General features: G+C 66.9%; 23 protein-coding genes. 4 read left to right on the forward strand and 19 right to left on the reverse strand.

The genetic code is table 11. The features are described from left to right. The coding region (locus tag PHP91_RS12955) for a metalloregulator ArsR/SmtB family transcription factor (RefSeq protein WP_366141571.1) at positions 1-354 on the forward strand (354 nt) is incomplete at its 5' end. Between the two features lie 17 nt (positions 355-371). Beyond that, entirely contained in the window at positions 372-1,484 is a 1,113-nt protein-coding gene (gene arsB, locus PHP91_RS12960; RefSeq protein WP_300141316.1) for an ACR3 family arsenite efflux transporter, read from the forward strand. Between the two features lie 12 nt (positions 1,485-1,496). Here arsB and PHP91_RS12965 read toward each other — a convergent pair whose 3' ends face one another. From PHP91_RS12965 to PHP91_RS12980, 4 genes are all read right to left on the reverse strand, one after another. After that, a complete protein-coding gene (locus PHP91_RS12965; protein ID WP_300141319.1) occupies positions 1,497-3,068 on the reverse strand; it encodes a DHA2 family efflux MFS transporter permease subunit in 1,572 nt (523 codons plus the stop codon). Between the two features lies 1 nt (position 3,069). Next, a complete protein-coding gene (locus PHP91_RS12970) occupies positions 3,070-4,227 on the reverse strand; it encodes an HlyD family secretion protein (protein WP_300141322.1) in 1,158 nt (385 codons plus the stop codon). Positions 4,228-4,378: 151 nt separating this feature from the next. Further along, positions 4,379-4,945 (reverse strand): TetR/AcrR family transcriptional regulator, encoded by a 567-nt coding sequence (locus PHP91_RS12975; RefSeq protein WP_300141325.1) that lies wholly within the window; start codon positions 4,943-4,945, stop codon positions 4,379-4,381. A gap of 217 nt (positions 4,946-5,162) precedes the next feature. After that, positions 5,163-5,642 carry a hypothetical protein gene (locus tag PHP91_RS12980; protein ID WP_300141327.1) on the reverse strand — a complete coding sequence of 160 codons (480 nt, stop codon included), beginning with the start codon at positions 5,640-5,642 and terminating at the stop codon, positions 5,163-5,165. Between the two features lie 95 nt (positions 5,643-5,737). Between PHP91_RS12980 and PHP91_RS12985 the strand changes: the two genes are divergently transcribed. Beyond that, the gene (locus tag PHP91_RS12985; RefSeq protein WP_300141329.1) at positions 5,738-6,130 is read left to right on the forward strand and encodes a DUF2721 domain-containing protein; all 393 of its coding nucleotides are present in this window, start codon (positions 5,738-5,740) and stop codon (positions 6,128-6,130) included. 21 nt (positions 6,131-6,151) lie between these two features. Here PHP91_RS12985 and PHP91_RS12990 read toward each other — a convergent pair whose 3' ends face one another. From PHP91_RS12990 to PHP91_RS13005, 4 genes are all read right to left on the reverse strand, one after another. Beyond that, on the reverse strand, positions 6,152-6,619 hold the full coding sequence (locus PHP91_RS12990; protein WP_300141332.1) for a hypothetical protein: 468 nt from the start codon (positions 6,617-6,619) through the stop codon (positions 6,152-6,154). Positions 6,620-6,811: 192 nt separating this feature from the next. After that, entirely contained in the window at positions 6,812-7,519 is a 708-nt protein-coding gene (locus PHP91_RS12995) for a cytochrome c biogenesis protein CcdA (RefSeq protein WP_300141335.1), read from the reverse strand. 6 nt (positions 7,520-7,525) lie between these two features. Next, a complete protein-coding gene (locus PHP91_RS13000; RefSeq protein WP_300141338.1) occupies positions 7,526-7,945 on the reverse strand; it encodes a thioredoxin family protein in 420 nt (139 codons plus the stop codon). Positions 7,946-8,182: 237 nt separating this feature from the next. Further along, a complete protein-coding gene (locus PHP91_RS13005; RefSeq protein ID WP_300141341.1) occupies positions 8,183-8,527 on the reverse strand; it encodes a hypothetical protein in 345 nt (114 codons plus the stop codon). Positions 8,528-8,997: 470 nt separating this feature from the next. On the opposite strand from PHP91_RS13005, the gene PHP91_RS13010 reads away from it, so the two are divergent. Further along, a complete protein-coding gene (locus PHP91_RS13010; RefSeq protein ID WP_300141344.1) occupies positions 8,998-10,272 on the forward strand; it encodes an HD-GYP domain-containing protein in 1,275 nt (424 codons plus the stop codon). A 257-nt stretch (positions 10,273-10,529) separates the two neighbouring features. Here PHP91_RS13010 and PHP91_RS13015 read toward each other — a convergent pair whose 3' ends face one another. The 11 genes from PHP91_RS13015 to PHP91_RS13065 all read right to left on the reverse strand — a co-directional run bounded on the left by PHP91_RS13015 (position 10,530) and on the right by PHP91_RS13065 (position 21,569). After that, the gene (locus PHP91_RS13015) at positions 10,530-11,147 is read right to left on the reverse strand and encodes a hypothetical protein (protein WP_300141347.1); all 618 of its coding nucleotides are present in this window, start codon (positions 11,145-11,147) and stop codon (positions 10,530-10,532) included. Positions 11,148-11,637: 490 nt separating this feature from the next. Further along, on the reverse strand, positions 11,638-12,465 hold the full coding sequence (locus tag PHP91_RS13020) for a carbohydrate ABC transporter permease (RefSeq protein WP_300141350.1): 828 nt from the start codon (positions 12,463-12,465) through the stop codon (positions 11,638-11,640). Positions 12,466-12,468: 3 nt separating this feature from the next. After that, complete coding sequence (locus PHP91_RS13025) at positions 12,469-13,533, reverse strand: sugar ABC transporter permease (RefSeq protein ID WP_300141353.1); 1,065 nt, start codon at positions 13,531-13,533, stop codon at positions 12,469-12,471. Between the two features lie 124 nt (positions 13,534-13,657). Continuing rightward, positions 13,658-14,914 carry an extracellular solute-binding protein gene (locus PHP91_RS13030; protein WP_300141356.1) on the reverse strand — a complete coding sequence of 419 codons (1,257 nt, stop codon included), beginning with the start codon at positions 14,912-14,914 and terminating at the stop codon, positions 13,658-13,660. Positions 14,915-14,990: 76 nt separating this feature from the next. Next, the gene (ugpC, locus tag PHP91_RS13035) at positions 14,991-16,088 is read right to left on the reverse strand and encodes a sn-glycerol-3-phosphate ABC transporter ATP-binding protein UgpC (protein ID WP_300141359.1); all 1,098 of its coding nucleotides are present in this window, start codon (positions 16,086-16,088) and stop codon (positions 14,991-14,993) included. 28 nt (positions 16,089-16,116) lie between these two features. Continuing rightward, entirely contained in the window at positions 16,117-17,169 is a 1,053-nt protein-coding gene (locus PHP91_RS13040) for an aldose epimerase family protein (RefSeq protein WP_300141363.1), read from the reverse strand. After that, positions 17,169-18,191, reverse strand: a complete 1,023-nt coding sequence (locus PHP91_RS13045) for a LacI family DNA-binding transcriptional regulator (protein ID WP_300141366.1) — start codon at positions 18,189-18,191, stop codon at positions 17,169-17,171. Before PHP91_RS13045 ends, PHP91_RS13040 begins: the two co-directional genes overlap by 1 nt. Before the next feature lie 2 nt (positions 18,192-18,193). Next, positions 18,194-19,501 (reverse strand): galactokinase family protein, encoded by a 1,308-nt coding sequence (locus PHP91_RS13050; protein WP_300141369.1) that lies wholly within the window; start codon positions 19,499-19,501, stop codon positions 18,194-18,196. Then, positions 19,498-20,541 (reverse strand): UDP-glucose--hexose-1-phosphate uridylyltransferase, encoded by a 1,044-nt coding sequence (locus PHP91_RS13055; protein ID WP_300141372.1) that lies wholly within the window; start codon positions 20,539-20,541, stop codon positions 19,498-19,500. The genes PHP91_RS13050 and PHP91_RS13055 overlap by 4 nt, the downstream gene beginning before the upstream one ends. A 287-nt stretch (positions 20,542-20,828) precedes the next feature. Then, entirely contained in the window at positions 20,829-21,242 is a 414-nt protein-coding gene (locus PHP91_RS13060) for a hypothetical protein (protein ID WP_300141375.1), read from the reverse strand. Positions 21,243-21,254: 12 nt separating this feature from the next. Continuing rightward, positions 21,255-21,569 (reverse strand): pyrimidine/purine nucleoside phosphorylase, encoded by a 315-nt coding sequence (locus PHP91_RS13065; RefSeq protein WP_300141378.1) that lies wholly within the window; start codon positions 21,567-21,569, stop codon positions 21,255-21,257. Positions 21,570-22,139: the final 570 nt, after the last annotated feature.

Consider the following 22,139-nt stretch of genomic DNA (forward strand, 5'->3'; position numbering starts at 1 on the left):
GAAGCCATGGAACGTCTCGCGAATCGTCTCAAGGGGCTGGGCGACCCGACCCGGCTGCGCGCGCTGGCGCTACTGGCGGGCGGGGAGCTGTGCGTCTGCCACCTCATGGCCGCGCTGGAGCTGCCCCAGTCCACGGTGTCGCGCCACATGGCGTTCCTCAGGCGGGGCGGCTGGGTGGAGAACCGACGCCGGGGCAAATGGGTCTACTACGCCCTGTCCGAGCCCGGCGAAGGCGTCCTCGCGCAGGCGATGGATCTGCTGCGCCGCGAGTTGCCCCGAACCGAAACGGCCCGCGCCGACATGGCGCGCCTCGACGAACAGAAGAAAAACGGAACGGCCTGCCCCTGCGAATAGGCGGGCCCGGAGGCGTCATGACCGATTCCATGCTCAAGCGGCTTTCCTTTCTGGACCGCTACCTGACCCTGTGGATATTCCTGGCCATGTTCATCGGCGTGGGCGCTGGCGCGCTCCGGCCCGGCGTCAAGGACGTCATCAACTCCTTCCAGGTGGGCACCACCAACATCCCCATCGCCGTGGGTCTGATCCTGATGATGTACCCGCCCCTGGCCAAGGTCAGGTACGAGGAGCTTGGCCGCGTTTTCCGCAACTACAAGGTCCTGGCCCTCTCCCTGGTCCAGAACTGGATCGTGGGCCCGGTGCTGATGTTCGGGCTGGCCGCGGCCCTGCTCTCGGGCCAGCACGAATACATGGTCGGCCTGATCCTGATCGGCCTGGCCCGCTGCATCGCCATGGTCATCGTCTGGAACGAGCTGGCCGGGGGCGACAGCGAATACTGCGCGGGCCTGGTGGCCTTCAACTCCATCTTCCAGGTCCTGTTCTTCTCGGTCTACGCCTGGCTCTTCATCACCGTCCTGCCCGGCGAATTCGGGCTGGCGGGCGCGGTGGTGGACGTCTCCATGGGCCAGATCGCGAAGAGCGTGTTCATCTATCTGGGCATCCCCTTCCTGGGCGGCATGTTGACCCGGTTCGTGGGCCTGAAGATCAGGGGCCGCGAGTGGTACGAGACCGTCTTCCTGCCCAAGATCGGGCCGCTGACCCTGGTCTTCCTGCTCTTCACCATCCTGGTCATGTTCTCGCTCAAGGGCGACAAGGTGGTGGAGCTGCCCCTAGACGTCCTGCGCATCGCCGTGCCGCTGGCCATCTACTTCCTGGTCATGTTCCTGGTATCCTTCTACCTTTCCTGGAAGGCCGACGCCACCTACGAGCAGGCCGCCACCCTGAGCTTCACCGCCGCGTCCAACAACTTCGAGCTGGCCATCGCCGTGGCCATCGCGGTCTTCGGCATCGACTCCGGCGAGGCCTTCGCCGCGGTCATCGGCCCCCTGGTGGAGGTCCCGGTCCTGATCGCGCTGGTCAACGTGGCCCTGCGCATCCGGAGGCGATACTTCCCGCAGCGGGTGGAGACGGACGGCGCGACGTGCCATGTCCGAAGCAACTCCGCCCTGACCGGGTGCGGCAGGTAGCGGCGGCCGGGCTCACGCCTTGCCGCCGGGCCTGCCCGGCCGCTCCTCCCGGCGCGGCAGCAGGAAGACCATGGGCACCAGCAGCAGGAAGAGGCAGCCGAAGACGAAGGAGATGTCGTTGTAGGCGAGCATGGTGGCCTGGCGCATGAGCTTCTGCTCCAGGATGCCCACGGCCAGTTGCGCGGCCTGGAGAGCGTCCACGCCCCTGGCGGCGAGGCCCTGGGCCAGGTCCGCCAACTGGTCGCGCGTGGCCTGGTTCAGCTCGCTGACGTGGTCGGCCAGGTAGGCGCGGTGGATGGCCTGGCCCCGGTCCAGGAGCACGGCCACCAGGCTGTAGCCTATGTTGCCCCCCACGCGCCGGGCCAGGGTGTAGAGGGCCGAGGCGTCGGTCATCAGGCTCCGGTCCAGGGTGCTCAGCGAGACCGTGGAGAGCGGCACGAACATGCACGGCATGCCCACGCCCATGATGACGAGCGGCAGGACCAGGTCGTCGAACCCGGCCGTCACGGTCAGCCCCATCAGCTCCCAATAGGACCACATGACGATGACTATGCCCCCCATGACCATGGCCCGCGCCCCCACGCGCGGATAGGCCCAGCCCACCACGGGCATGACGCTCATGAGCACCAGGGCGCGCGGAGCCAGGGCCAGGCCGGACTCGAAGGCGGGATAGCCCAGGATGTTCTGGGTGAACTGGGGCAGGATGAAGGTGGTGCCGAACAGGGAGACGCCGAAGATCAGCCCCATGATCGAGCCCACGGTCAGGTTGCGGTTCTTCAGCACCCGCAGGTTGACCACCGGCTCCTTGTGGCGCAGCTCCCAGAAGACCAGGACCACCAGCGAGACCAGGGTGGCCGCCGTCCACCAACGGATCAGGTTCGAGTCGAGCCACTGTTCCTCCTGGCCGCGCTCCAGCACCACCTGCATGCCGGTCAGGCACACGGAGAGCAGGAGGATGCCGCCCCAGTCCACGGTGCGGATGCCCCGCTTGAGGTAGGGCGGGTCCCAGACGAACCTGGACGTGAGCAGCATCCCCACCGCGCAGAACGGCACGTTGATGTAGAAGATCCAGGGCCAGCCCCAGGCGTCGGTCAGCCAGCCGCCCGCGATGGGCCCCAGGGCCGGGGCCAGGACCACGCCCATGCCGTACAGGGCCATGGCCATGCCCTGCTGGGCCGGGGGAAAGGTCTCGCGCAGGATGGCCAGGGAAACCGGGATGAGCGCGCCGCCGCCGACGCCCTGGATGACGCGGTAGACGATCATCTGCTCGAAGCTGCCCGCCGTGCCGCAGAGGACCGACCCGCCGGTGAACAGGGCGAAGGAGGCCAGGTAGAAGGCCTTGCGGCCCATCAGCGCGCTCCACCAGCCGGACATGGTGACCATGATGATCTCGGCGATGGAGTAGCTGGTGGCCACCCAGGTGATGGCCGAGAGGTCGGTGCCGAAGCTGCCCATCATGTGCTTCATGGACACGTTGACCACGCTGGTGTCCATGACCGCCATGAACGCGCCGAAGACCACGGTGGCGGCGATGGTCCACCGCTCGGCCGGAGAACTCTCCTCCGGTGATTTGAAGCCTGACATGTTATTGCAGCGTGGTCTTGCGCGGCGCCGGGGACCGGGCGCTGAGCAGGCCGTAGACGGCCGGGGCGGCCACGTTCACGCTCGGCACCACGGACATGCCGGGCACCAGGAGCGGGCCGTTCGCCACCCCGCCGTTCTCGCCGTCCAGCACGATCTTGACCGGCACGCGCTGCACCACCTTGACGAAGTTGCCCGTGGCGTTCTCGGGCGGAAGCAGGGTGAATCGGGAGCCGGTGCCGCGCTGGATGGAGTCCACACGGCCCCGGAAGGTCACCGAGGGGTAGGCGTCCACCTCGATCTCCACGGGCTGGCCGGGACGCATCCCGGCGATCTGGGTCTCCTTGAAGTTGGCCACGACCCAGACGTCGCGGCTGACCAGGGCGAAGAGCTTCTGCCCCACCTGGACGTAGGCGCCTGGCTCCACCGCCTTCTTGGTGACGTAGCCCGCGCAGGGCGCGGTGATGCGGGAATAGGAAAGGTTCAGCCGGGCGCGCTCCACCTCGGCCTCGGCCTCGCGCAGGTCGGCGGCGCGGATCTGCGCCAGCGCCTCGGCCTGGCGCAGTTCGTCTCCGGCCGTGCCGACGGACGCCCTGGCCTGGGCGATGCGCGCGGCCTGGGTGTCCACCTGGCGCTTGGCGGAGTTCAGCTTGGCCCGGCTCATGTCCGCCTGAGCCTTGGCGTGGTCGAATTCCTGGCGGCTCACGGCCCCGGCGTCGGCGATGCGGCGCATGCGCTCCAGGTCGCTCTCGTCGCGGTCGGTTCCCGCCTTGACCTCGGCCACGCCCGCCCTGGCCTGGGCCAGCTCGGCCTCCACCGAGGACAGGGACGCCCCCTGCTGTGCCATCTTGTTGCGCGCGGCGGCCACCCGGGCCCGGCCCTCGTCCAGGGAGGCGACGGCCGCCTGGCGCTTGGCCTCGGCTATCTCCAGGGCGACCTCGAAGTCGCGCCGATCCACCTCGGCCAGCAGCTCGCCCTTCTCCACGCGCTGATTGTCGGCGACCAGGACCTTTGCGATGTGCCCGGCCACGCGCGGGCTGATGGACACGACCTGCGCCTCCACGAACGCGTCGTCCGTGGACTCGTGGGTCATGATCCGCTGATAGACCGGATACCCTGCCGCCAGCCCGGCCAGAAAGACCCCGGCGGCGAAAAGATACAACGGCCTCTTCCCCCCGTGGGCGCTTCGGCCCGTCAGGAGGCGCCTCAAGGCGGCCAACCGGCCGTTGGTTTTCGTCTCGTTGCTCATGAATCCCTTGCGTGAAAAATGGTTGTGCCGGCCCTGACGGGACGGCGCTCCCGCCCGGCGACGATTAGTCCTTCCCGGCCAGCCCCTGGAGCACGAAGCTGGCCGCATGTCGGCTGACCGCCTCGATGTCCGTGTCCTGGGGCTCGAAATGGCAGGCTCCGCGCAACAGGCCGGGGATGTACTTGGCCGTGAGCCGGGGGTCCTGGTCGTGAAACATGCCCATTGCCACGCCCCGCCGGATGATGGCCTCGATGAGGGCCAGCAGTTCGGCGCGCCGCAGCCGCCAGTCGTCGGTGGACGGGCAGGTCAGGACCACGCCCTGCATGTCCATGTTGGCCGCCTTCTTGAGAAAATGGCGCGCCAGCTCGCCCACGATGGCCGAGAGCTGGGCGTCCGGAGCCAGGGCAGGGTCGGCCGCGATGCCCTTGAGCCGGGTGAGCAGGTTGTCGAACTCGCGGTAGAGGACCGCGAAGTAGAGGTCCTCCTTGCTGTTGAAATAGAGGTAGAGGGTCCCCTTGCCCACGGCGGCCGTGCGCGCCACGTCGCTCAGCAGCACCTTGTGGAAGGGCTGCCGGGCGAAAAGATCCGCCGCCGCGTCGAGAATCCGCTCCTGCTTGTCGGTGTATTCCATCCTGTTTTCCTCTTTCGCCCGAGGGGCGGTCCGCCGGGCTCCGGGCCGGGCGGGAAATACGGCTCAGAACTGACCGGTCAGTTCTGAAGATGCCGTCTTAACCCCGGTTTTCAGAAACCGTCAACGTTTGACTCCGGGTTCTGCAAAAAATGACGTCCCGGACGAAAACGCCTCGTGGCGCGGCGCTTTCCGGCGCATGAAGCGCCCCTTTAGCCGCTCAGGCCCGGCACGGCCCGCAACGGGGGAAAAAGACCCCGTCCCGGAACCGGGACGGGGCCGACGCTTCAAAATCGCGGCGAATCCAGGCTAGTGAGGATGTCCCGGCGGGACTTGCGGGGATGGTTGCCGCCTGGCCCGACGCGGGATGGCCAGGGCGGGCAGGCCCACGATGCGCAGGGCCGGGTCGAGGCCGGGCAGTCTCTTGACCTTGGCCCCGCCGGGCCATGCCCGCCAAGCAGGGGCCGAGGCCGAGCTCCACGGCCCGGAGCACGAGAAAGGCGTTGGCGATGGCCGCGTTCATGGCAGCCGCGCCGAACCGGGCCGCGTCGATGAGCGAGTCCAGCTCGGCCGGGTGGAGGGGCCGGCCGGTAAATGCGCGCACGCTGTTGCGCGCGACAGTGGCGTCCATGACGCCGAGCTTGTCGGCATTGGGCGTGAGGACCTTGCCGTTGCATCGCCTCCGCCGGGCGTCGGGCAAGCCGGCCCGGCCCGAGACGCAGACGACGAATCCGCGGCGGCCGCCCGCGAGGCGTGGCTCTGGACGTCCGGGCCGCCGCCCTGTAGGGTCCGGGCATGCAGATATCCGTCACCACCCCCGCCCTGCTCTTCCCGGCCATCTCGCTCTTCATGCTGGCCTTCACCAACCGCTTCCTCTCCCTGGGCAGCCGGGTGCGCTCCCTGCACGACCAATACCGCCGCGAAAAGCACCATTCCATCCGCCAGCAGATCGAGAACCTGCGCCTGCGCATCCACCTGATCCGGCGCATGCAGGGCTACGCCATCATCTCCATGCTCTGCTGCATCTTCTCGATGGTCTGCCTGTTCCAGGACTGGGAGCTGGCCGGGTCCATCCTCTTCGGCGCGAGTCTGCTCTTCCTGGCCGTGTCCCTCGCCCTGTCGTTCATGGAAATACGCATCTCGGTCCGCGCCCTGGACATCCTGCTTGAGGACATGGAGCGGGACTAGGCTGTCGGCCGCAAGGCCGGGCTAGAGGTAGAGGCGTTTGATGGACCGGCGGTCGCCGATCTCCTTGCGATAATGCGTGTAGAGTTCCTTGGCCCGCTCCAGGGACCGGACCACGTGGGGCACCAGGTCGCGCCGCTTCACCGTCCGCGGCCAGCAGCAGACCTCGGAATTCTCCTCCGTCTTGAAGACCAGGCCCAGGTCCAGCGGAGTGGTCGAGCCGACGGGCCCGGCGGCGCGTTTGGACGCGGGATTGAGCGTAAGCCCGATGCCGGTGAAGATGTCGCGGTGGATCAGGGAGGAGACGTTCAGTTTCTGGATCTCCGCCGGGGAGAGACGCAGGTCTTCCACGGAATAGGCGCCGCTGACGGTCACCGCCGGGAGCAGCGCCTTGTCATAGGTGGGACTTGAGGCCTTGAAGAAGCCGACCACGTCGGTCCGGAAGAGCACCAGCGCGCCCCCCGCCGCCAGCAGCAGCAGGAAAAGCAGCACGTTTCTTCCGGTTTGCGAATGTTCCCGCATTGGCCCGCATCTCTTTCCGGACGCCACGGCCGCAGGGACGATTTCCATGGGCCGCAGCTTCCATACTGGTTTCAAATATAGCCCGTTGCGCCACGCAGGACAATGTTTTTCGGGGCGAAATGAAGAAAAGACCGCATCCGCTCCGGCGGCTCGGCAACCGCCCTACGCCGCCGTGATGAACGGCTTGGCGATGAAATACAGCCCGAGCAGACCGATCAACACGCCCGCCAGGCGGCGAAAGACCATTCCGCCGCGCTGCCAGGCCGAGTTGGCGAGCAGTTTCCCGACCAGGGCGGCCGAACCGCCCGCCACCGCGATGGGGATGCAGTGGCCCAGGCCGAAAAGCGCGATGAAGGCCACGCCGGTGAGGATCTTTTCCTGCACCGTGATGATGGCGAGGATGGGGGCGATGAACCCGAAGGTGCACGATCCGGACAGGACGCCATAGGCAAGTCCGAGGAGGAAGGCCCCGGACATGCCCTTGACCTTCAGCCGGGCCATCAGTCCGCCGGACAGGGAACAACTGGACACGCCGAGCATGTCCAGGGCGACCCAGAGGAGGATCAGGCCCACGGCGATGGTCCAATAGGGCCCAACGTCGCCCAGCATCCGGCCCAGCAGGGAGCAGACGACGCCGATGGCCGCGATGGTGAGGAACAGGCCGGAGGTGAAGAGCAGGGCGAACACGGTGGCCCGCCGCCCCTCGACGAGCCGGTCCTGGCCCGCCACGTAGCCGACGATGAGCGGGATGGAGGCCAGATGGCAGGGGCTGAACAGGACGCTGACCATGCCCCACATGAAGCAGCCCAAAGCGCCGAGCAGGACCCCGCCCGTCATCCATTGGTTGATGAGGAGGAACGCCTGGTCCATGCGGGACTACCGGACGCCGAGCTCGGCCAGCTTCGCGACGATGCTCTCCCGGTCCAGGAAGCCGACGTGGCGATACCGCTCCACGCCCCGGCCGTCATAGAAGATTTGCGTGGGGATCGTCCGGACGCCGTACTTGGCCGCCTCCTCCCGATGCTCCCACACGTCGATGAAGACGATGGCGGCCCTTCCCTCGTATTCCTTGGACAGCGCCTCGATGATCGGCGTCATCATCTTGCAGGGGATGCAGGAATGCGCGCCGATGTCCACCATGGTGACCATCCCCGCGATCGGCGCCTGCTGCGGCTTGCCGGAAATCAGGTCCGCCGCCGAGACCGGCGCGTCCGACTCCCGGGCGCCGCCGGGGGCAGCCGTCAGGGCCAGGCACGCAAGGAAAAGGCAACTAAACAGAATTATACGCTTTTTCATCGTGGAAGTCTTCCTTTGAAGCGTTCGCGCGCGTCGTCGGCAACGGCATCGCGCCGTGACGCGTTGCATTGCGCCGCAGGAAGCGGCGGTTGTATGGCTTGGCCGCCAGGGAATGCCCGGCAAGAAAACACCCCCTGTTCCCACTGGTGCAGGGGGTTATGTTCTGCTCGCAACGTTTCCGTCAGCAGGCGCGAGACTCGCGCAAGCTGCACGGGCCGCCCGGAACGCTCGCTTCATCTAGATGTACAGACACTTGAAGCTCTGCTTCACGTCGGGATGCTTCTTGAATTCCTTGTATTCCTTGGCCGCGCGGTCCATATAAAGGACCATCTGCGGCACCAGCTCCGACCGGGGCACCTTGCGGCTCCAGGAGCGGACCTCGCAGTCGCCGTTGGCCTTGAGGATCATGGCCCATACCAGGACGGTGCCCGGCTTGACGGACGGGGACTTGTCCTTGACGTCGAGGAACAGGTCCACCTTGGAGAAGGTGTCGCGGTGCTCCTCCACGGCGCGGTTGAGCTTGCGCACCTCGCCGCCCGTGAGGCGCAGCTCCTCGGGCTTCAGGGTTCCCTTGATTGACACGCTGCCGGACAAACCCTCCTCGTCGTAGCCAACGTGGAAAACGCCGATCCGGGCGACAATGACGCCCGCCATGAGCAGGAATGACAGGAATATAAGGCCAGCCCGGACCCGTGTCCGGGATAACGGTCGCTTTTGGTCCATCGATGTTGCCTATATGAAAAATTCAGTCTTTTCGTTGGGAAATCATGTGGAAACCAACTTCACAAAGCAGAGGTACCCCATTTGCCCCGACTTGGCAATGGCCTGGCCGCCCCCGTTTCCCGGCCCATTGCGGCCATCGGCCGTCTAACGCCGAAATCCTCGCCTTCGTGCCGCATCGGTTCAAGTTGGAAGGAAGCCGATTCTTTTGTAAACGAAAGCCGGCTCCCCCATCTCCCTGCCCGGCGCAGCCGTGAAGGGAGCGGGCCAAACCGGCGGAGAGTCGATTGAGGTTGTACGCCGGGCGGCGATGCGGTATCTGAAACGACGTCATGACCAACAGCTACGCCCCCGAATTCCGCATTTCCGTCAGCCAGCTCCGGCCCGGCGTCTTCATCCGCCTGGAGGGAGCCAGGTGGTTCGATCACCCGTTCCTGTTCAACAGTTTCAAGGTCAAGGACGCGGAGCAGATCGAGCTCATCCGCCAGCTCGGCATCCGGGAGGTCATCTGCGTGCCGGAGCGGTGCGACGTGCTCCCCCTCAAGCCGGGCAGGGGCGAGCCGGAAGCCGCGCGGGAAGAGAACGGCCAGACGGCCCGGACCCTGGACCACCTCCTGAACGCCAAGCGCGAGCGGTCGAGGCGTCTTCGGGAAAAGAAGGAGCGCATCGCCCGCTGCGAGGAGCGGTTCAACGCCTGCATCCAGGCCTTCAACGCCATCCTCAGCTCGGTCGCCGGCGGCACGGCCCAGTCCGTGGGTCAGGCCGTAGCCTTTGTCGACCGGCTGGCCGACTATTTTCTGGAGGACCGCGAGTCCACCCTGCACCTGATGCATGTGGTGGACCGGGCCGAGACGGCGTACTCCCACCCCATGAACGTGGCCGTGCTTTCGCTGATGGTCGGCCGGGAGGCCGGGCTCCCGCCTGAAGCAATGAACGCCCTCGGGCTGGCCGCGCTGTTTCACGACATCGGCAAGGCGGGTCTGCCAAGGATGCTGCTCCACAAACGCGGGGACATGACCCGCTCCGAACGGGAGACGCTGGAGCAGCACCCGCGCCGGGGCGAGGCCGCGCTCCTCGGGGTGGGCGGCTTTCCCGACGCGGCCGCGCGGGTCGTGGCCCAGCACCACGAGCGCATGGACGGCTCGGGCTATCCGGACGGCCTCACGGGCGAGGCCATCGACCCCCTGGCGCGCATCCTGGCCATCGCCGACGCCTACGACAACCACACCAACCAGCCGGACCCGGGCCAGAGCCTGACGCCCTACCTGGCCCTGTCGTACATGTTCGGCCAGCAGAAGCACCTTTTCGACATGGAGCTGCTCGCCCTGTTCATCCGCTGCCTGGGCATCTACCCGCCCGGTACCGTGGTGGAGCTCTCCAACGGCGCTGTGGGCATGGTCATGTCCGTCAACCCGCGCAACCAGCTCAACCCGAGCGTGGTCGTCTACGACGAGAACGTCCCCCGCAGGGAGGCGCTGATCGTGGACCTGGCCGACGAGGAGGACCTGCGGGTGGAGAAGTCCATCCGCCTGGCCCACCTGCCGCCGAAGGTCCTCGAATACCTATCGCCGCGCACGCGGATCGCCTATTTCGTGGAACCGGAATAGCCCCGGCCCCCTCGCCGACGGGGCGCGGACAACCGCATCCCGCGCCGGGAGCGCAGCCGGGACCTTCGGGGAGGAGTCCCGAGTCACGACCTGTCGGGCCGTGAAAAATCATCAGCATGTGCGGCGGACGCCGATTCGCCAAGCGCGGCCGAACACTGCCCGCCCCTGACCGGAGCGGACTTGCGGGCCCCCGCGACGGAAGACGGGGGCCCGCTTGAGCCGGGGAAGGGTGAGAGGTGCGCCCCCCGGCGAAACAGCTAGGCCTGCCGGTTGTGTGCGCCGATCTCCGGAGCCGGGAAGGGGTCTCCGGAGTGCTCGGAAGCGCCGTTGGTCAGTTCCTGCCGAACTTCGGCCAGGTCGATGACGCGCGGCGTGACCAGGGAGAAGCCCGCTGCGTCGCACCAGTCGTGCCGGTCGGCGAACGTGCCGCCGTAGCGGATTTCGTCCAGGATGAAGTAGTCCTTCTGTCCCATGATCCGGTCCCACTGGTGGACCATGAAGTCGAACTTGTGCGGATCGAATTCCTCGACGTTGTCCCACTTCCAGGAAAAGTTGCAGATCTCGTTGTCGAAGCCGAGAACGCACAGGAACTTGGCCTTGCTGTCCAGGTACATCCGGCGGCGGATCTTGAGCGGGTTGGCGGTGATCATCTTATAGTCGAAGTCCACGGGCTTGCCGTCCAGGGTCACCTTGATGTTGCACTCGTCATCGATGCGCATTCCCCAGGTGGCCGTGTTGCCCTTGCGCCACCACTCCAGGGGCTTCATGGAATACACGTCCGAGCCGTGCTCCTTGATGAGTCGGGCGGTCTTGCCGGATATGGGATGCAGTGCCAGGTCACAGGAATGACCGTGTACGTTGAAGATGAGTTCCATTGTGCTTCCTCCTTGCATGGAATGACCACGATTTGCATAGAGCGTGCCTCGCCAACCCCATTGCGCGAAATTGCGGGTTCATTTTCATTGCGAGGGCGGCTTTCCGAGGGGCGCCGCCCCCCTCTCGCCGCGGTGCGGAATCAGGCTGGTCCAATATGGCCACCACCATTGATTGACCAATCAATACCAACGATTTTCTCTCGTAATCAGTTGCCGCTGCGGGCCGCTGCCTATCGGAACGTCGAGTGGCTTCAAAAAAAATTCGCGACAATTTCGCCCGCTCCGGTCCGCCGGAGGCGCGTTGCAAGACAAAAGGGCGCAACAACCTTGCCATTGCCAATTGTGCGCAATTGCCTTGCACGATTTTGCGCGACACGCGGAGGCCGGAGTGAAAGCCATGGGGCCTGGGCAGGGGTGAAGGCCGCTGCCGGTTCTGGCCGGGCGACCGTGACCGGGCGGCGGGGCCGGGCGGGCGAGACAGGGCGGAAGGCTATTCCTTGACCGAACCGGCCAGGAGGCCCCGGATGAAGTAGCGGCCCAGGAAGATGTAGATGGCCAGCACGGGCACGGCGGCCATGATGGACCCGGCCATGGGCAGGTTCCAGCTCACGGCCTGGCCGCCCGCCAGTTGGGCCAGCCCCACGGTGATGGGGTTGTCCGCGTGCCGGGTCAGGCAGATGCCCCACAGGAACTCGTTCCAGATCTGGGTGAACTGCCACAGGCTGGTGACCACGAAGCCGGGCACCGAGAGCGGGAAGACGATGCGCAGGTAGATGGAGAAGAAGCCCGCGCCGTCCAGCCGGGCCGACTCGATGAGGGCCGTGGGAATCTGGGCGTAGAAGTTGCGGAAGATGAGCGAGGTGATGGGCAGGCCGTAGACGACATGGGCCAGGATCAGCCCCGGCAGCCCCCCGTAGAGGTGCATGGCCCGGAGCGTCTGGAAAAGCGGGATGAGGATGACCTGGTACGGGATGAACATGCCGAACAGGAACAGGGTGAAGACCACCTCGCTGCCCTTGAACTTCCACTTGGCGAAGACATAGCCGTTGAGCGAGCCGAGCACGGTGGAGCCCGCCGTGGCCGAAAGGGTCAGGATGATGGAATTGACGAAAGCGGGCCGGAGCAGGTCGATGGCCTGGGAAAAGCTCGCCCAGTTGAGGGTCTCCGGAAACTCCCAGGCCGTGGGCAGGGAGATGTCGGCGGGCAGCTTGAGGGCCGTGACCACAGCCATGTAGGCGGGCATCAGGAAGAACAGGGCCAGCAGGGCCAGGGTCCCGTAGAGCAGGACGGAGCCGGGGGAGAACTTGCGCGCGGTCATGGCCTATCCCCTCCTCCGCTGTTTGTACTGGCTGACCAGGTACGGGATGATGAAGGTGGCCGCCACCAGGAACAGGACCACGGCGATGGCCGCGCCCCTGGCGAAGTCGTTGGCCCGGAAGGTGGTCAGGTACATGGTCAGGGCCGGATGGCCGGTCTCCGCGTTGTCCGGGCCGGTCATGGCGAAGATCAGGTCGAACATCTTGAGCGAGATGTGCGAGAGGATGATCACCGCCGAAATGGTGATGGGCTTGAGCATGGGAATGGCCACGTGGCGGTAGTAGCCGACCTCGCCCGCGCCGTCGAGCATGGCCGCGTCGCGCAGGTCCTGGGAAATGCCGTTGAACCCGGCCAGGTAGAGGGCCATGGTGTAGCCCGAATACTGCCAGATGGTGGCGATGATGATGCCGAGCGTGGCCAGGTTGAAGCCGTGCTCCTCCTCCATGAACAGGGCGTCGGGCAGGAGCCCGCCGAAGAGCCAGGTGGCCGCCCCGACAACAATGCCGGGGACCAGCCAGCGCCGGATCGCCTTGCGCGGGTCGTGGCGCATCCCCCACAGGCCCAGCAGGATCATGAAGAAGGCAGCCACGTAAAGCAGCACGCTGAACAGGTGCTGCCAGTTGAACACCAGCACCGCCCCGGTGCTCGACAGCCAATCGAAATGCAGGGGCTTGAGCCCCGCATAGGTCGGCAGGACGTTGACCCCGCCCTGGGGGGCCAGGAGCCAGCGCCAGATGGTTCCCGAGACGATGAAGGACAGGGACATGGGGTAGAGAAAAACGGTGCGCAGGAAGCCCTCGCCCCAGGGCTTGCGGTCAAGCAGGATGGCGATGAACATGCCGAGCCCCACCGCGCCGCCGAGCAGCATGAGCGAGTAGTAGACCGCGTTGACCAGGTCCTGGCGGAACCCGCCGCTGAGGAACCCGGTGAACAGGTCCACGTAGTTGTCCAGGCCGATGAAGTGCTTCTCCGGGTCAAGGGCCAGGGAGCCGGACCCGCCCCAGTCGGTCATGGAGGTCCAGACCGTGTTGCCGATGAACCCGTAGACGAACACTCCGATGAGGACCATCGAGGGCAAGAGCGTCAGGAAGGCCTTAATTCTGTCTCGCGAAGCTTCCCGCATGAAACAACCCGTTGGTTCGGGCCGCGCCGGGGGCCGGTGCCCCCGGCGCAAGCGCCCGTTGTTGATCCGATTAGATGCCGGCCTTGGTGGCGAGCTGCTGGCAGGCGGCGGCCGCGGTCCTGGCGTTCCTGGTCTTCAGGAACATCTCCATGACCGAGGCGAATCCGCCCATGAAGGTCTCGTTGGCGGCCACGCCGTGGGCCAGGGAGCCGACCACGCGGTCGCTCTTCCAGTCCTTGGCGGCGGACTGCAGGTAGCCGTTGTACAGGGACAGGTCGGAGTCCTTGCGGGCCGAGATGGAACCCTTGAGCGGGTTGAAGGCGTCGCTGCCCTTCCTGGACCCGAGGAGGGCCAGCCAGGCCAGGGCGTTGTCGCGATGCGGCGCGCCCTTGGGCAGGCCGAAGGAGTCGGCCAGGAACATGAACTCGCCGGAGGTGCCGGGAGACGGCGCCCAGCCGAAGTCCTTGCCGGGCTGCATCTTCTTGGTGGTGTACATGTAGCCCGCGGCCCAGTCGCCCATGACGTTGAAGGCGGCGCGGCCGTCGATGACCATGTCCGTGGCCTGCTGCCAGGACAGGGAGGAGGCGTCGGAGTTGGTGTACGCAAGCACCTTGCCGAACAGCTCCCAGGCCTTGACGCCCTCGGGCGAGTCGAACTTCAGCTTGCCGGACCACAGGGCGTCCCAGTTGTCCGCACCCATGGAGGCCAGGGCCACGGATTCCCAGAGGTGGTTGCAGGTCCAGTTCTGGGCCAGGGCCAGGGGCACGACGCCCTGGGCCTTCAGCTTGGGCGCGATGGCCAGGAAGTCGTCCCATGTCTTGGGAGCGGCCACGCCCCACTTCTTCAGGTTGGCCGGGATGTACCACATCACGTTGGAGCGGTGGATGTTCACCGGCACGGACCAGATGCCGTCCTCGGTGCCGATCAGCTTGAGCAGCCCCTCGGGGAAGACGTCCATGAGCCCCTGCTCCTTGAACATCGGGGTCAGGTCTTCCATGCGTCCGGCCTTGACCCAGGTGCCGATCAGCTCCTGACCGGAGTGGACCTGGAAGGAATCCGGCGGCTGGCCGCCGAGCATACGGGTCTTGAGCACGGCCTTGGCGTTGACGCCGGAGCCGCCGGTGACCGTGGCGTTGATGACGTTCACCTTGGGGTTCTGCTGTTTGTAGATGTCGATCAGGGCCTGAAGCGCCGGACCTTCGTCACCGGCCCACCAGGAGAAGATCTCCAGATCACCGGTCAGTTCCTTGGCCTGAACGGCCTGCGGCGCGGAGAGCAGCAGGGCGGCGATCAGGACGACGAACAACCTGGCAAAAGTTTTCATCATGATACCTCCTAATGTTGAACAATCACTACATGACAATCAAAACTCATTGAATCCGACAAGTTGCCATATCGAAAAATCAATCGACCGCCAGGGTTGTCTCCGGGTCGAACAGGGCCATGCGGTCGAACTCGAACCCGATGGGCACGATTTCGCCGGGGTGGGCCACCACCCGTCCCTCCACCTCTGCGATAAGCTCGTTCTCGCCGTCGATGACGATCTCCAGGTGGGACTGGCCGCCCAAGACCTCCGAGACCACGACCTCGCCGCGGCACCACCACTCCCTGGGCAGCTTCTCGATGGAGTCGCCCATCTTGATGGAGTCGGGCCGGATGCCGGCCAGGACCGGCGCGCCGTCGGCAAGGACCGCGCCCCGGCCGTCCGGCACCGGAAAGACGGATTTGCCCACCTCCACGAACCGTTTGCCGTCGCAGATCCGGAACACGCCTTCGAGGATGTTCATGGGCGGGTTGCCGATGAACCGGGCCACGAAGGCGTTGGCCGGCTTCTCGAAGACCTCGATGGGCGTACCGACCTGCTGGATGTCCCCGCCCTTGAGGATGACGATGCGGTCGGCCAGGGTCATGGCCTCGATCTGGTCGTGGGTGACGTAGATGGTGGTGGTCTTGAGCCGCAGGTGCATCTTCCTGAGCTCCATGCGCATCTGGGTGCGCAACTGGGCGTCGAGGTTGGAGAGGGGCTCGTCGAAGAGAAAGACGTCCGGGCTGCGGACAATGGCCCGGCCCATGGCCACGCGCTGGCGCTGGCCGCCCGAGAGCTCGGACGGCTTGCGGTCCAGGTAGGGGGTCAGCTCCAGGATGCGGGCGGCCTCGGCCACGTGGGTCGCGATGTCCTCCCGCGACTCGCCGCGCATCTTCAGGGAAAAGCCCATGTTCTCGCGCACGGTCATGTGCGGGTACAGGGCGTAGTTCTGGAAGACCATGGCCACGTTGCGGTCCTTGGGCGAAACCTGGTTGACCACCCGGCCGCCGATGAGGATCTCGCCGCTGGTGATCCCCTCCAGCCCGGCCACCATGCGCAGCACCGTGGACTTGCCGCACCCCGAGGGGCCGACCAGGACGATGAACTCCTCGTCCCGGATCTTGAGGTCGATGCCGGGCACCACCTCCACCTTGCCGAACCGTTTGACGACCTGCCTCAACTCCACGTCTGCCATGCTGCCATCCTGTCTGTCGTTTGCCGCCTCACGATGCGGAGAAGCGGTACTCTGTTGCCTGTGCGTACGCCGTGCTCGAATCGATGATCACGGAGGGAAATGCCGGATGGTTGGGCGCGTCCACGAAGCCCGACGGCTCCACGCACAGCCCGGCCCGCCGCCCGTAGCGCGCCCCGCCCCGGCCTGTCCCGTCCAGCGAGTTGCCGGTGTAGAACTGGAAGCCGGGCTGGGTGGTCAGGACCGTGAGGGTCCGGCCGGAGCCGGGCTCGCGGATCACCGCCGCCGGGCGCATTGCGCCGGGCTCGCCGTCCAGGACGTAATAATGGTCGTATCCCCCGGCCGTTTCCAGGGCCGGGAATTTCTCGTCGATGCGCTCGCCCACCGGGGTCGGCGCGGAAAAATCGAGCGGGGTCCCGGCCGTGGGCGCGACCTCGCCGGTGGGGATAAGGTCCGGGTCGGTGGGCAGGTAGCGGGAGGCGAAGAACTCGGCCGTGTGGCCAAGGACGTCGCCTCGGCCCGACCCGGCCAGGTTGAAGTAGGGATGCCCGGTCATGCTGACCGGCGTGGGCAGGTCCCGGCTCTCGGCCCGGTAGCCGATGCGCAGGCCGGTTTCGGTCAGGGCGTAGGTCACGGTGACGCGCAGGTTGCCGGGGTAGCCCTGGTCGCCGTGGCCGCTGAACAGGGTCAGGGCCAGGGCCGGGCCGCCGGGCCCCTCCACCGGCTCGGCCGTCCAGACGCGGCGGTGGAAGCCGCGGGGCCCGCCGTGGAGCTGATGGCCCCGCCAGTTGGGAGCCAGGTTCCAGGCGCAGCCGTCCAGCTCGAACCGGGCGCGGGCGATGCGGTTGGCCACCCGGCCGATGGTCGCGCCCAGGCAGGCGTCGCCCCGGACGTATCCCTCCAGGGAATCGTAGCCCAGGACGACCTCGCCGGGTTCGCCGCTCCGGTCGGGCGCGCGCAGGGAGACCAGGGTCGCGCCGTATTCCGCCACCTGCGCCCGCAGGCCGTTCGCCCCTTCCAGGGTGAACAGGCGGACAGATTCGCCTTGCGGCGCAACGCCCCAGGATTGATGCGAAATCGGCATCAGCCTCTCCTCCTCGCGGACGATCCCCGAACCCGCAGCTCGGTGTCGAGCACAACGGTCTCGGGAACCATCGTAGCATCATCCGCGTCGAATTGCTTCAGCAAAAGCGACGCCGCCGCACGGCCCATGGCGAAAGCGGGCTGGAAGACGGTGGTCAGCGCGGGCTCGATGAGCGCGGCGGCCGGGGTGTCGGAAAAGCCGACCAGGGCGATGTCGTCGGGGATGCGCAGCCCGGCCCGCTTGAATTCCACGTACAGTCCCACGGCCACGGGGTCGTTGATGGCCAGCACGGCGTCGGGCCGCTCGGCCATGGCCAGGTAGCGTGCCGCGCCCCGTCGGCCGTCCTCCTCGGCATAGCCGCCGTGCAGGTGGAAGCGCGCGTCGTAGTCCAGGTCGTGGTCGTGCAGGGCGGCGCGGTAGCCCTCGAACCGGTTGCGGTTCAGGGCGATGCCGTCCTGGCCGGCCATGTGGCCGATGCGCCGGTACCCGGCCTCGGCCAGGTGGGAGGTTGCGATATAGGCCGCGCGGAAGTCGTCCACCACCACCTTGCTGGTGGGCAGGGACTCGACCACGCGGTCGAACTGGACCAGGGGCACGCCCTGGCGCATGGCTCCGGAGAGGTGCTCGCTGTTCGTGGTCTGGGAGGAGATGGCGATGAGCAGCCCGGCTACGCGGTTGGCCACCAGGGCCTGGGTGTTGATGATCTCTCGGCGCAGAGTCTCGCCCGACTGGCAGACCATGATGGTGTAGCCGTTCTCGTAGGCCACCTCCTCGATGCCGCTGATGGCCGTGGAGAAGAAGTCGTGGCCGATCTCGGGCACGATGACCCCGATGGTGTTGGAGCGGCGCTTCTGGAGCGACTGGGCCAGTTGGTTGGGATGGTAGTTGTGGCGCTCGGCGGCCTCGGCCACGCGCTTCTTGGTGGCGTCGCTGATGTCCGGATGGCCGCGCAGGGCGCGCGAGACCGTGGACGCGGAGACGTCCAGCTCGCGGGCGAGGTCCTTGATGGTGAACTGGGCCACGGCTACCCCCCCTCCCGCGCGTCGCGGCGGAAGACGACCTCGCGCCCCGGCCGACGGATGTGCAGGGGCAGCACGGACCTCGGCCCGAACACGCCCTCCATGAAGGCGCGGTAGGCCTCGAACCGGTCCGCGGGCACGTAGGCCTGGATGGTCCCGGCGAAACCGCCGCCCTGGATGCGCCAGGCGCCGTCGCCGCCCAGGAACCGCTCGCTCAGGGTCAGGGCCAGCGGGATGGGCTGGGCCAGCGGCTGGGAGGGGCTGAAACAGTTCTGGAGGAGCCGCCAGGAGGAATCGCCCGAAGCCCGCACCAGGTCGAGGAACCCGGCCATGTCGCCCCGGTCCAGGGCCTCGGCCTCGGCCGCCGCCCGGTCGGACTCCTCGATGAAATGCAGCAGGCGCAGCACGGCCCGGTCCCCCGCCTCGCGCCGCAGCCGGGGGGCCGCCGCCAGGACGTCGTCCACGGTCAGCCCGCGCGCGTACTCCCGGCCCAGGACGCGGGCGGCCCGGCGCATCTCCTCGGGAATGGCCGCATAGTCCGGGGTCAGGTCCGCATGGCTGCCGCCGGTGTCCACCACCGCGAGTCGGTAGCCAGAGCCCTCGAAATCGAAATCCACGTTGCGCACGGCCGGGTTCCCGGGGTCGGCGAAGTCGATGGAGACCACGCCCTGGCAGGCGCAGGCCAACTGGTCCATCAGCCCGCACGGCTTGCCGAAATGGATGTTCTCGGCCGCCTGGCCGCACCGGGCCAGGGTCACGGGATCGATCCGCCCGCCGTTGCGCAGCTCGCTCAGGATGCGGCCCAGGCAGACTTCGAAGGCGGCCGACGAGCTCAGCCCCACGCCCATGGGCACGCCGCCGGACACGCAGGCGTCGAACCCGCCCACCGCGTACCCCGCCGCACGCAGGGCATGGGCCACGCCGCGCACCAGGGCCACGGGCCGCTCGCGCTCCTCCGGCCGGGGCTCCAGGTCGTCCAGGGAGACCTCGATCTCGTCCGCGAACCCCTCGGAGCGGACCCGGATGCGCGGCTCGTCCACGGACACGGCCAGGGCCAGGCAGTCGAAATGCACGCCCGCGGCCAGGACCACGCCGTGGTTATGGTCCGTATGGTTGCCGCCCAGCTCTGTCCGGCCCGGCACGCTGACCAGCACGGCCCGCCCCGCGAGCTCGCACCGCTCCATGCGGTGGAGCAGGGCCTGATAGCGCTGGCGCTGCACGGGCAGGGCCTCCTCGCCGTAGAACTCGGCCAGGAGCGCGTCCAGCCCGCCATCCTCCAGGTGGCGGCTAAAGGCGGTCACGGTCTCCCTCACGCGCCCTCCAGGTAGTGGACCTCGGACAGCTCGCGCAGCCGGGCGGCGGCCGCCTCGGGGGTCAGGTCGCGCGCGGGCATGGCCAGCATCTCGAAGCCGACCATGAACTTCTTCACCGATTTGGAGCGCAGGAGCGGCGGATAGTAGTGCAGGTGGAAATGCCAGTGGGGATGGTCCGCGCCGTCCGTGGGCTGCTGATGGATGCCCATGGAAAAGGGGAACGAGGTCTGGAAAAGATTGTCGTAGCGGACGTTCAGACGGACCATTGCGTCGGCCAGGGCGCGCCGGGCGGCCGCGTCCATGTCCAGGATGGACGCCATGTGCGCCTTGGGCAGAATCATGGTCTCGAAGGGCCAGGTGGCCCAGAACGGAACCAGCACGGCGAAGTGGCCGTTCTCGAAGACCAGCCGCTCCCGGTCCGCGAGCTCGCGCCGCAGGTAGCGGCAGAGCAGGCACTCGCCCCGGTCGGCCAGGTGCGCGCGCTGGCGGGCGTCCTCCCGGCCGGGCAGCATGGGCACCGAGGCCGTGGCCCAGATCTGGCCGTGGGGATGCGGGTTGGAGCAGCCCATGACCGCGCCCCGGTTCTCGAAAATCTGGACGTGGCCGATCCCCTCGCGGGCCCCGAGCTCGCGGTACTCCTCGCACCAGCGGTCCACCACCCCGGCGGCGCGGTCCACGCCCAGCCGGGCCATGGACAGGTCGTGACGCGGGGAATAGCAGACCACCCGGCAGGTTCCGGGCTCGGGCTCGGCCACCAGCAGGTCATCGCCCGCCGCCGGGTCGGCGGGCGGGGCATCGGGCAAAAGGGCCGCGAAATCGTTGGTGAAGACAAAGGTCCCGTCGTAGTCGGGGTTGACCTCGCCCCCGGCCCGGCGGTTGCCGGGACAGAGGTAGCAGCCCGGGTCGTGCGCGGGCCGGGACTCCAGGTCCGGGCTCTCCTGCTGGCCCTGCCAGGGCCGCCTGGTGCGGTGCGGCGACACCAGCACCCACTCGCCCGTAAGCTGGTTGAGCCGTCGATGCGGATAGTCGTCGAAAACCATGCCCTGCCCCCCGCTCGATCCCTGGGAAAGCCGTGCGTCAGCGTTGTTTTTCAAGAAAAACGGTTCGCCTCCGCCGCTCCGCAAACGTTGCCGCAAACGTTTGCGACACCCTTTTGCAACAAATCACACGTACGCGAAAGTGTCAAGGAGCAACGGAGAAAAACACCGCCGGAAGGCAATTCCGACGGCGTTATTTCGGGAAACGGCTTCGATTTCGGCGCGGCCGCGAAGAATAGGCGCGGTTCGGCCTGATTCCGGCTTTTGCGCCTGGCCGGCGCGCGGCCGGGCTAGGCGGCGGGAATCTGGGAAAGGACCTGGCCCACCAGGGCCGCCGCCGGGATGGAGAAGCACAGCCGCGCGGCCGTGTCCCCGAAGCGGACGTCGATGAACACGGTTTCGCCGTGCTGAAAGGCCTCGTCGGCCGTTCCGGTGAGCAGGGGCAGTTCGGTGGGCTCGCCCTCCTCGAACCCGATGGGGGTCATGCCCTCTCGCTCCGGGCCCATGGCGGCCCGGCGCATGTTGGACAGCCCGGCGGCCAGGGCCGGGGCCACGGAAAGGCCGACCGGCAGGTAGATCTCGCCGAACTGGAACAGGCAGACCGGGTGCTCCTCCAGGAGCATGGCCTGGCCGGGCCCGTCGGGGAACTGGATCAGGTAGGGACCCGCGTCGTCGAACTCGATTCTCTGACCTTCCTGGGACATGTCTCTCCTCCTCTAGTCCACGTAGGAGCAGCAGTAGTCGGCCACGGTCGCGACCTTGAGCTGGAACCGGGACTTGCCGGGCACGTCGAAGCGCTGGCCGCCCGCCACACGGGTCCACTCCTGGGCGCCGGGCAGCAGGACCTGCATCTCGCCGCTCAAAATCTCCATGATCTCGGGCTTGTCCGTGCCGAAGTCATAGTCGCCGGGCAGCATGATGCCGAGGGTCTTCCTGGCGCCGTCCGGGAAGATGACGGTCCGGCTGGTGACCTTTCCGTCGTAATAGATGTTGGCCTCTCTGGTCACGGTGACGCCGGTGAATTCGGACATGATCGCTCCTGCTCGATTGAATGGGTGTTCATGAGTTTGCCGCCCCTTTCGCGGGGACGGTATCATGGTATACTGGCCGTCAACGGGCACCGTCAACCTTCGCGGAGCGCCCGCGCGGACAAAATCCGACCCGGCGTCCCGGCCGCGGTCCGGTCCGTCCGCCCCGACGCCCCCCCCCATGCCGCGCGAACTTAACCCGCTGTCATTGCATTCCTTAACGGAATCCGCACCGGTTGCCATCCCGGAACCGCTTCTTGACACATCACACCCGGCAACCTTAGGTTCGTTCAGCACATGAGGGGAGATTTTCCCGAATCGGAACATGCTCCCGGCCACGGCTTTCACTGAAAGTCCCGTCGGCGCACGCCGAAAGGAAAAACAGGAACATAAATGGGCAAAGATTCGCAAAGCAAGATCGACAGCCTCATCAGCAGGTATCAGACCATAAAAATACCATGTCGGCACTCCCAGGCTTAAGCTGATACACATATCAGTAAATAGTGAAGCTCAAAGGAGGGCCGACATGGCTAGTATTTCGGTATCATCAGTTTGCCGGTTTGTGGAAGCCTT

It is taken from the genome of Pseudodesulfovibrio sp., assembly GCF_028692895.1.
In the GTDB taxonomy this organism is placed as follows: Bacteria; Desulfobacterota; Desulfovibrionia; order Desulfovibrionales; family Desulfovibrionaceae; genus Pseudodesulfovibrio.

Bases quoted from the DNA above. Each gene is read 5' to 3' on its own strand.
- PHP91_RS13040 (WP_300141363.1), bottom strand. From the start codon at position 17,169: ATGCCGATTTCGCATCAATCCTGGGGCGTTGCGCCGCAAGGCGAATCT.
- PHP91_RS12975 (WP_300141325.1), bottom strand. From the start codon at position 4,945: ATGGAATACACCGACAAGCAGGAGCGGATTCTCGACGCGGCGGCGGAT.
- PHP91_RS13020 (WP_300141350.1), bottom strand. From the start codon at position 12,465: ATGACCGCGCGCAAGTTCTCCCCCGGCTCCGTCCTGCTCTACGGGACC.
- ugpC (WP_300141359.1), bottom strand. From the start codon at position 16,088: ATGGCAGACGTGGAGTTGAGGCAGGTCGTCAAACGGTTCGGCAAGGTG.
- PHP91_RS13065 (WP_300141378.1), bottom strand. From the start codon at position 21,569: ATGTCCGAATTCACCGGCGTCACCGTGACCAGAGAGGCCAACATCTAT.
- PHP91_RS12995 (WP_300141335.1), bottom strand. From the start codon at position 7,519: ATGGACCAGGCGTTCCTCCTCATCAACCAATGGATGACGGGCGGGGTC.
- PHP91_RS12965 (WP_300141319.1), bottom strand. From the start codon at position 3,068: ATGTCAGGCTTCAAATCACCGGAGGAGAGTTCTCCGGCCGAGCGGTGG.
- PHP91_RS13060 (WP_300141375.1), bottom strand. From the start codon at position 21,242: ATGTCCCAGGAAGGTCAGAGAATCGAGTTCGACGACGCGGGTCCCTAC.
- PHP91_RS13010 (WP_300141344.1), top strand. From the start codon at position 8,998: ATGACCAACAGCTACGCCCCCGAATTCCGCATTTCCGTCAGCCAGCTC.
- PHP91_RS13055 (WP_300141372.1), bottom strand. From the start codon at position 20,541: ATGGTTTTCGACGACTATCCGCATCGACGGCTCAACCAGCTTACGGGC.
- PHP91_RS13030 (WP_300141356.1), bottom strand. From the start codon at position 14,914: ATGATGAAAACTTTTGCCAGGTTGTTCGTCGTCCTGATCGCCGCCCTG.
- PHP91_RS13025 (WP_300141353.1), bottom strand. From the start codon at position 13,533: ATGGTCCTCATCGGAGTGTTCGTCTACGGGTTCATCGGCAACACGGTC.
- PHP91_RS13000 (WP_300141338.1), bottom strand. From the start codon at position 7,945: ATGAAAAAGCGTATAATTCTGTTTAGTTGCCTTTTCCTTGCGTGCCTG.
- arsB (WP_300141316.1), top strand. From the start codon at position 372: ATGACCGATTCCATGCTCAAGCGGCTTTCCTTTCTGGACCGCTACCTG.
- PHP91_RS12985 (WP_300141329.1), top strand. From the start codon at position 5,738: ATGCAGATATCCGTCACCACCCCCGCCCTGCTCTTCCCGGCCATCTCG.
- PHP91_RS13015 (WP_300141347.1), bottom strand. From the start codon at position 11,147: ATGGAACTCATCTTCAACGTACACGGTCATTCCTGTGACCTGGCACTG.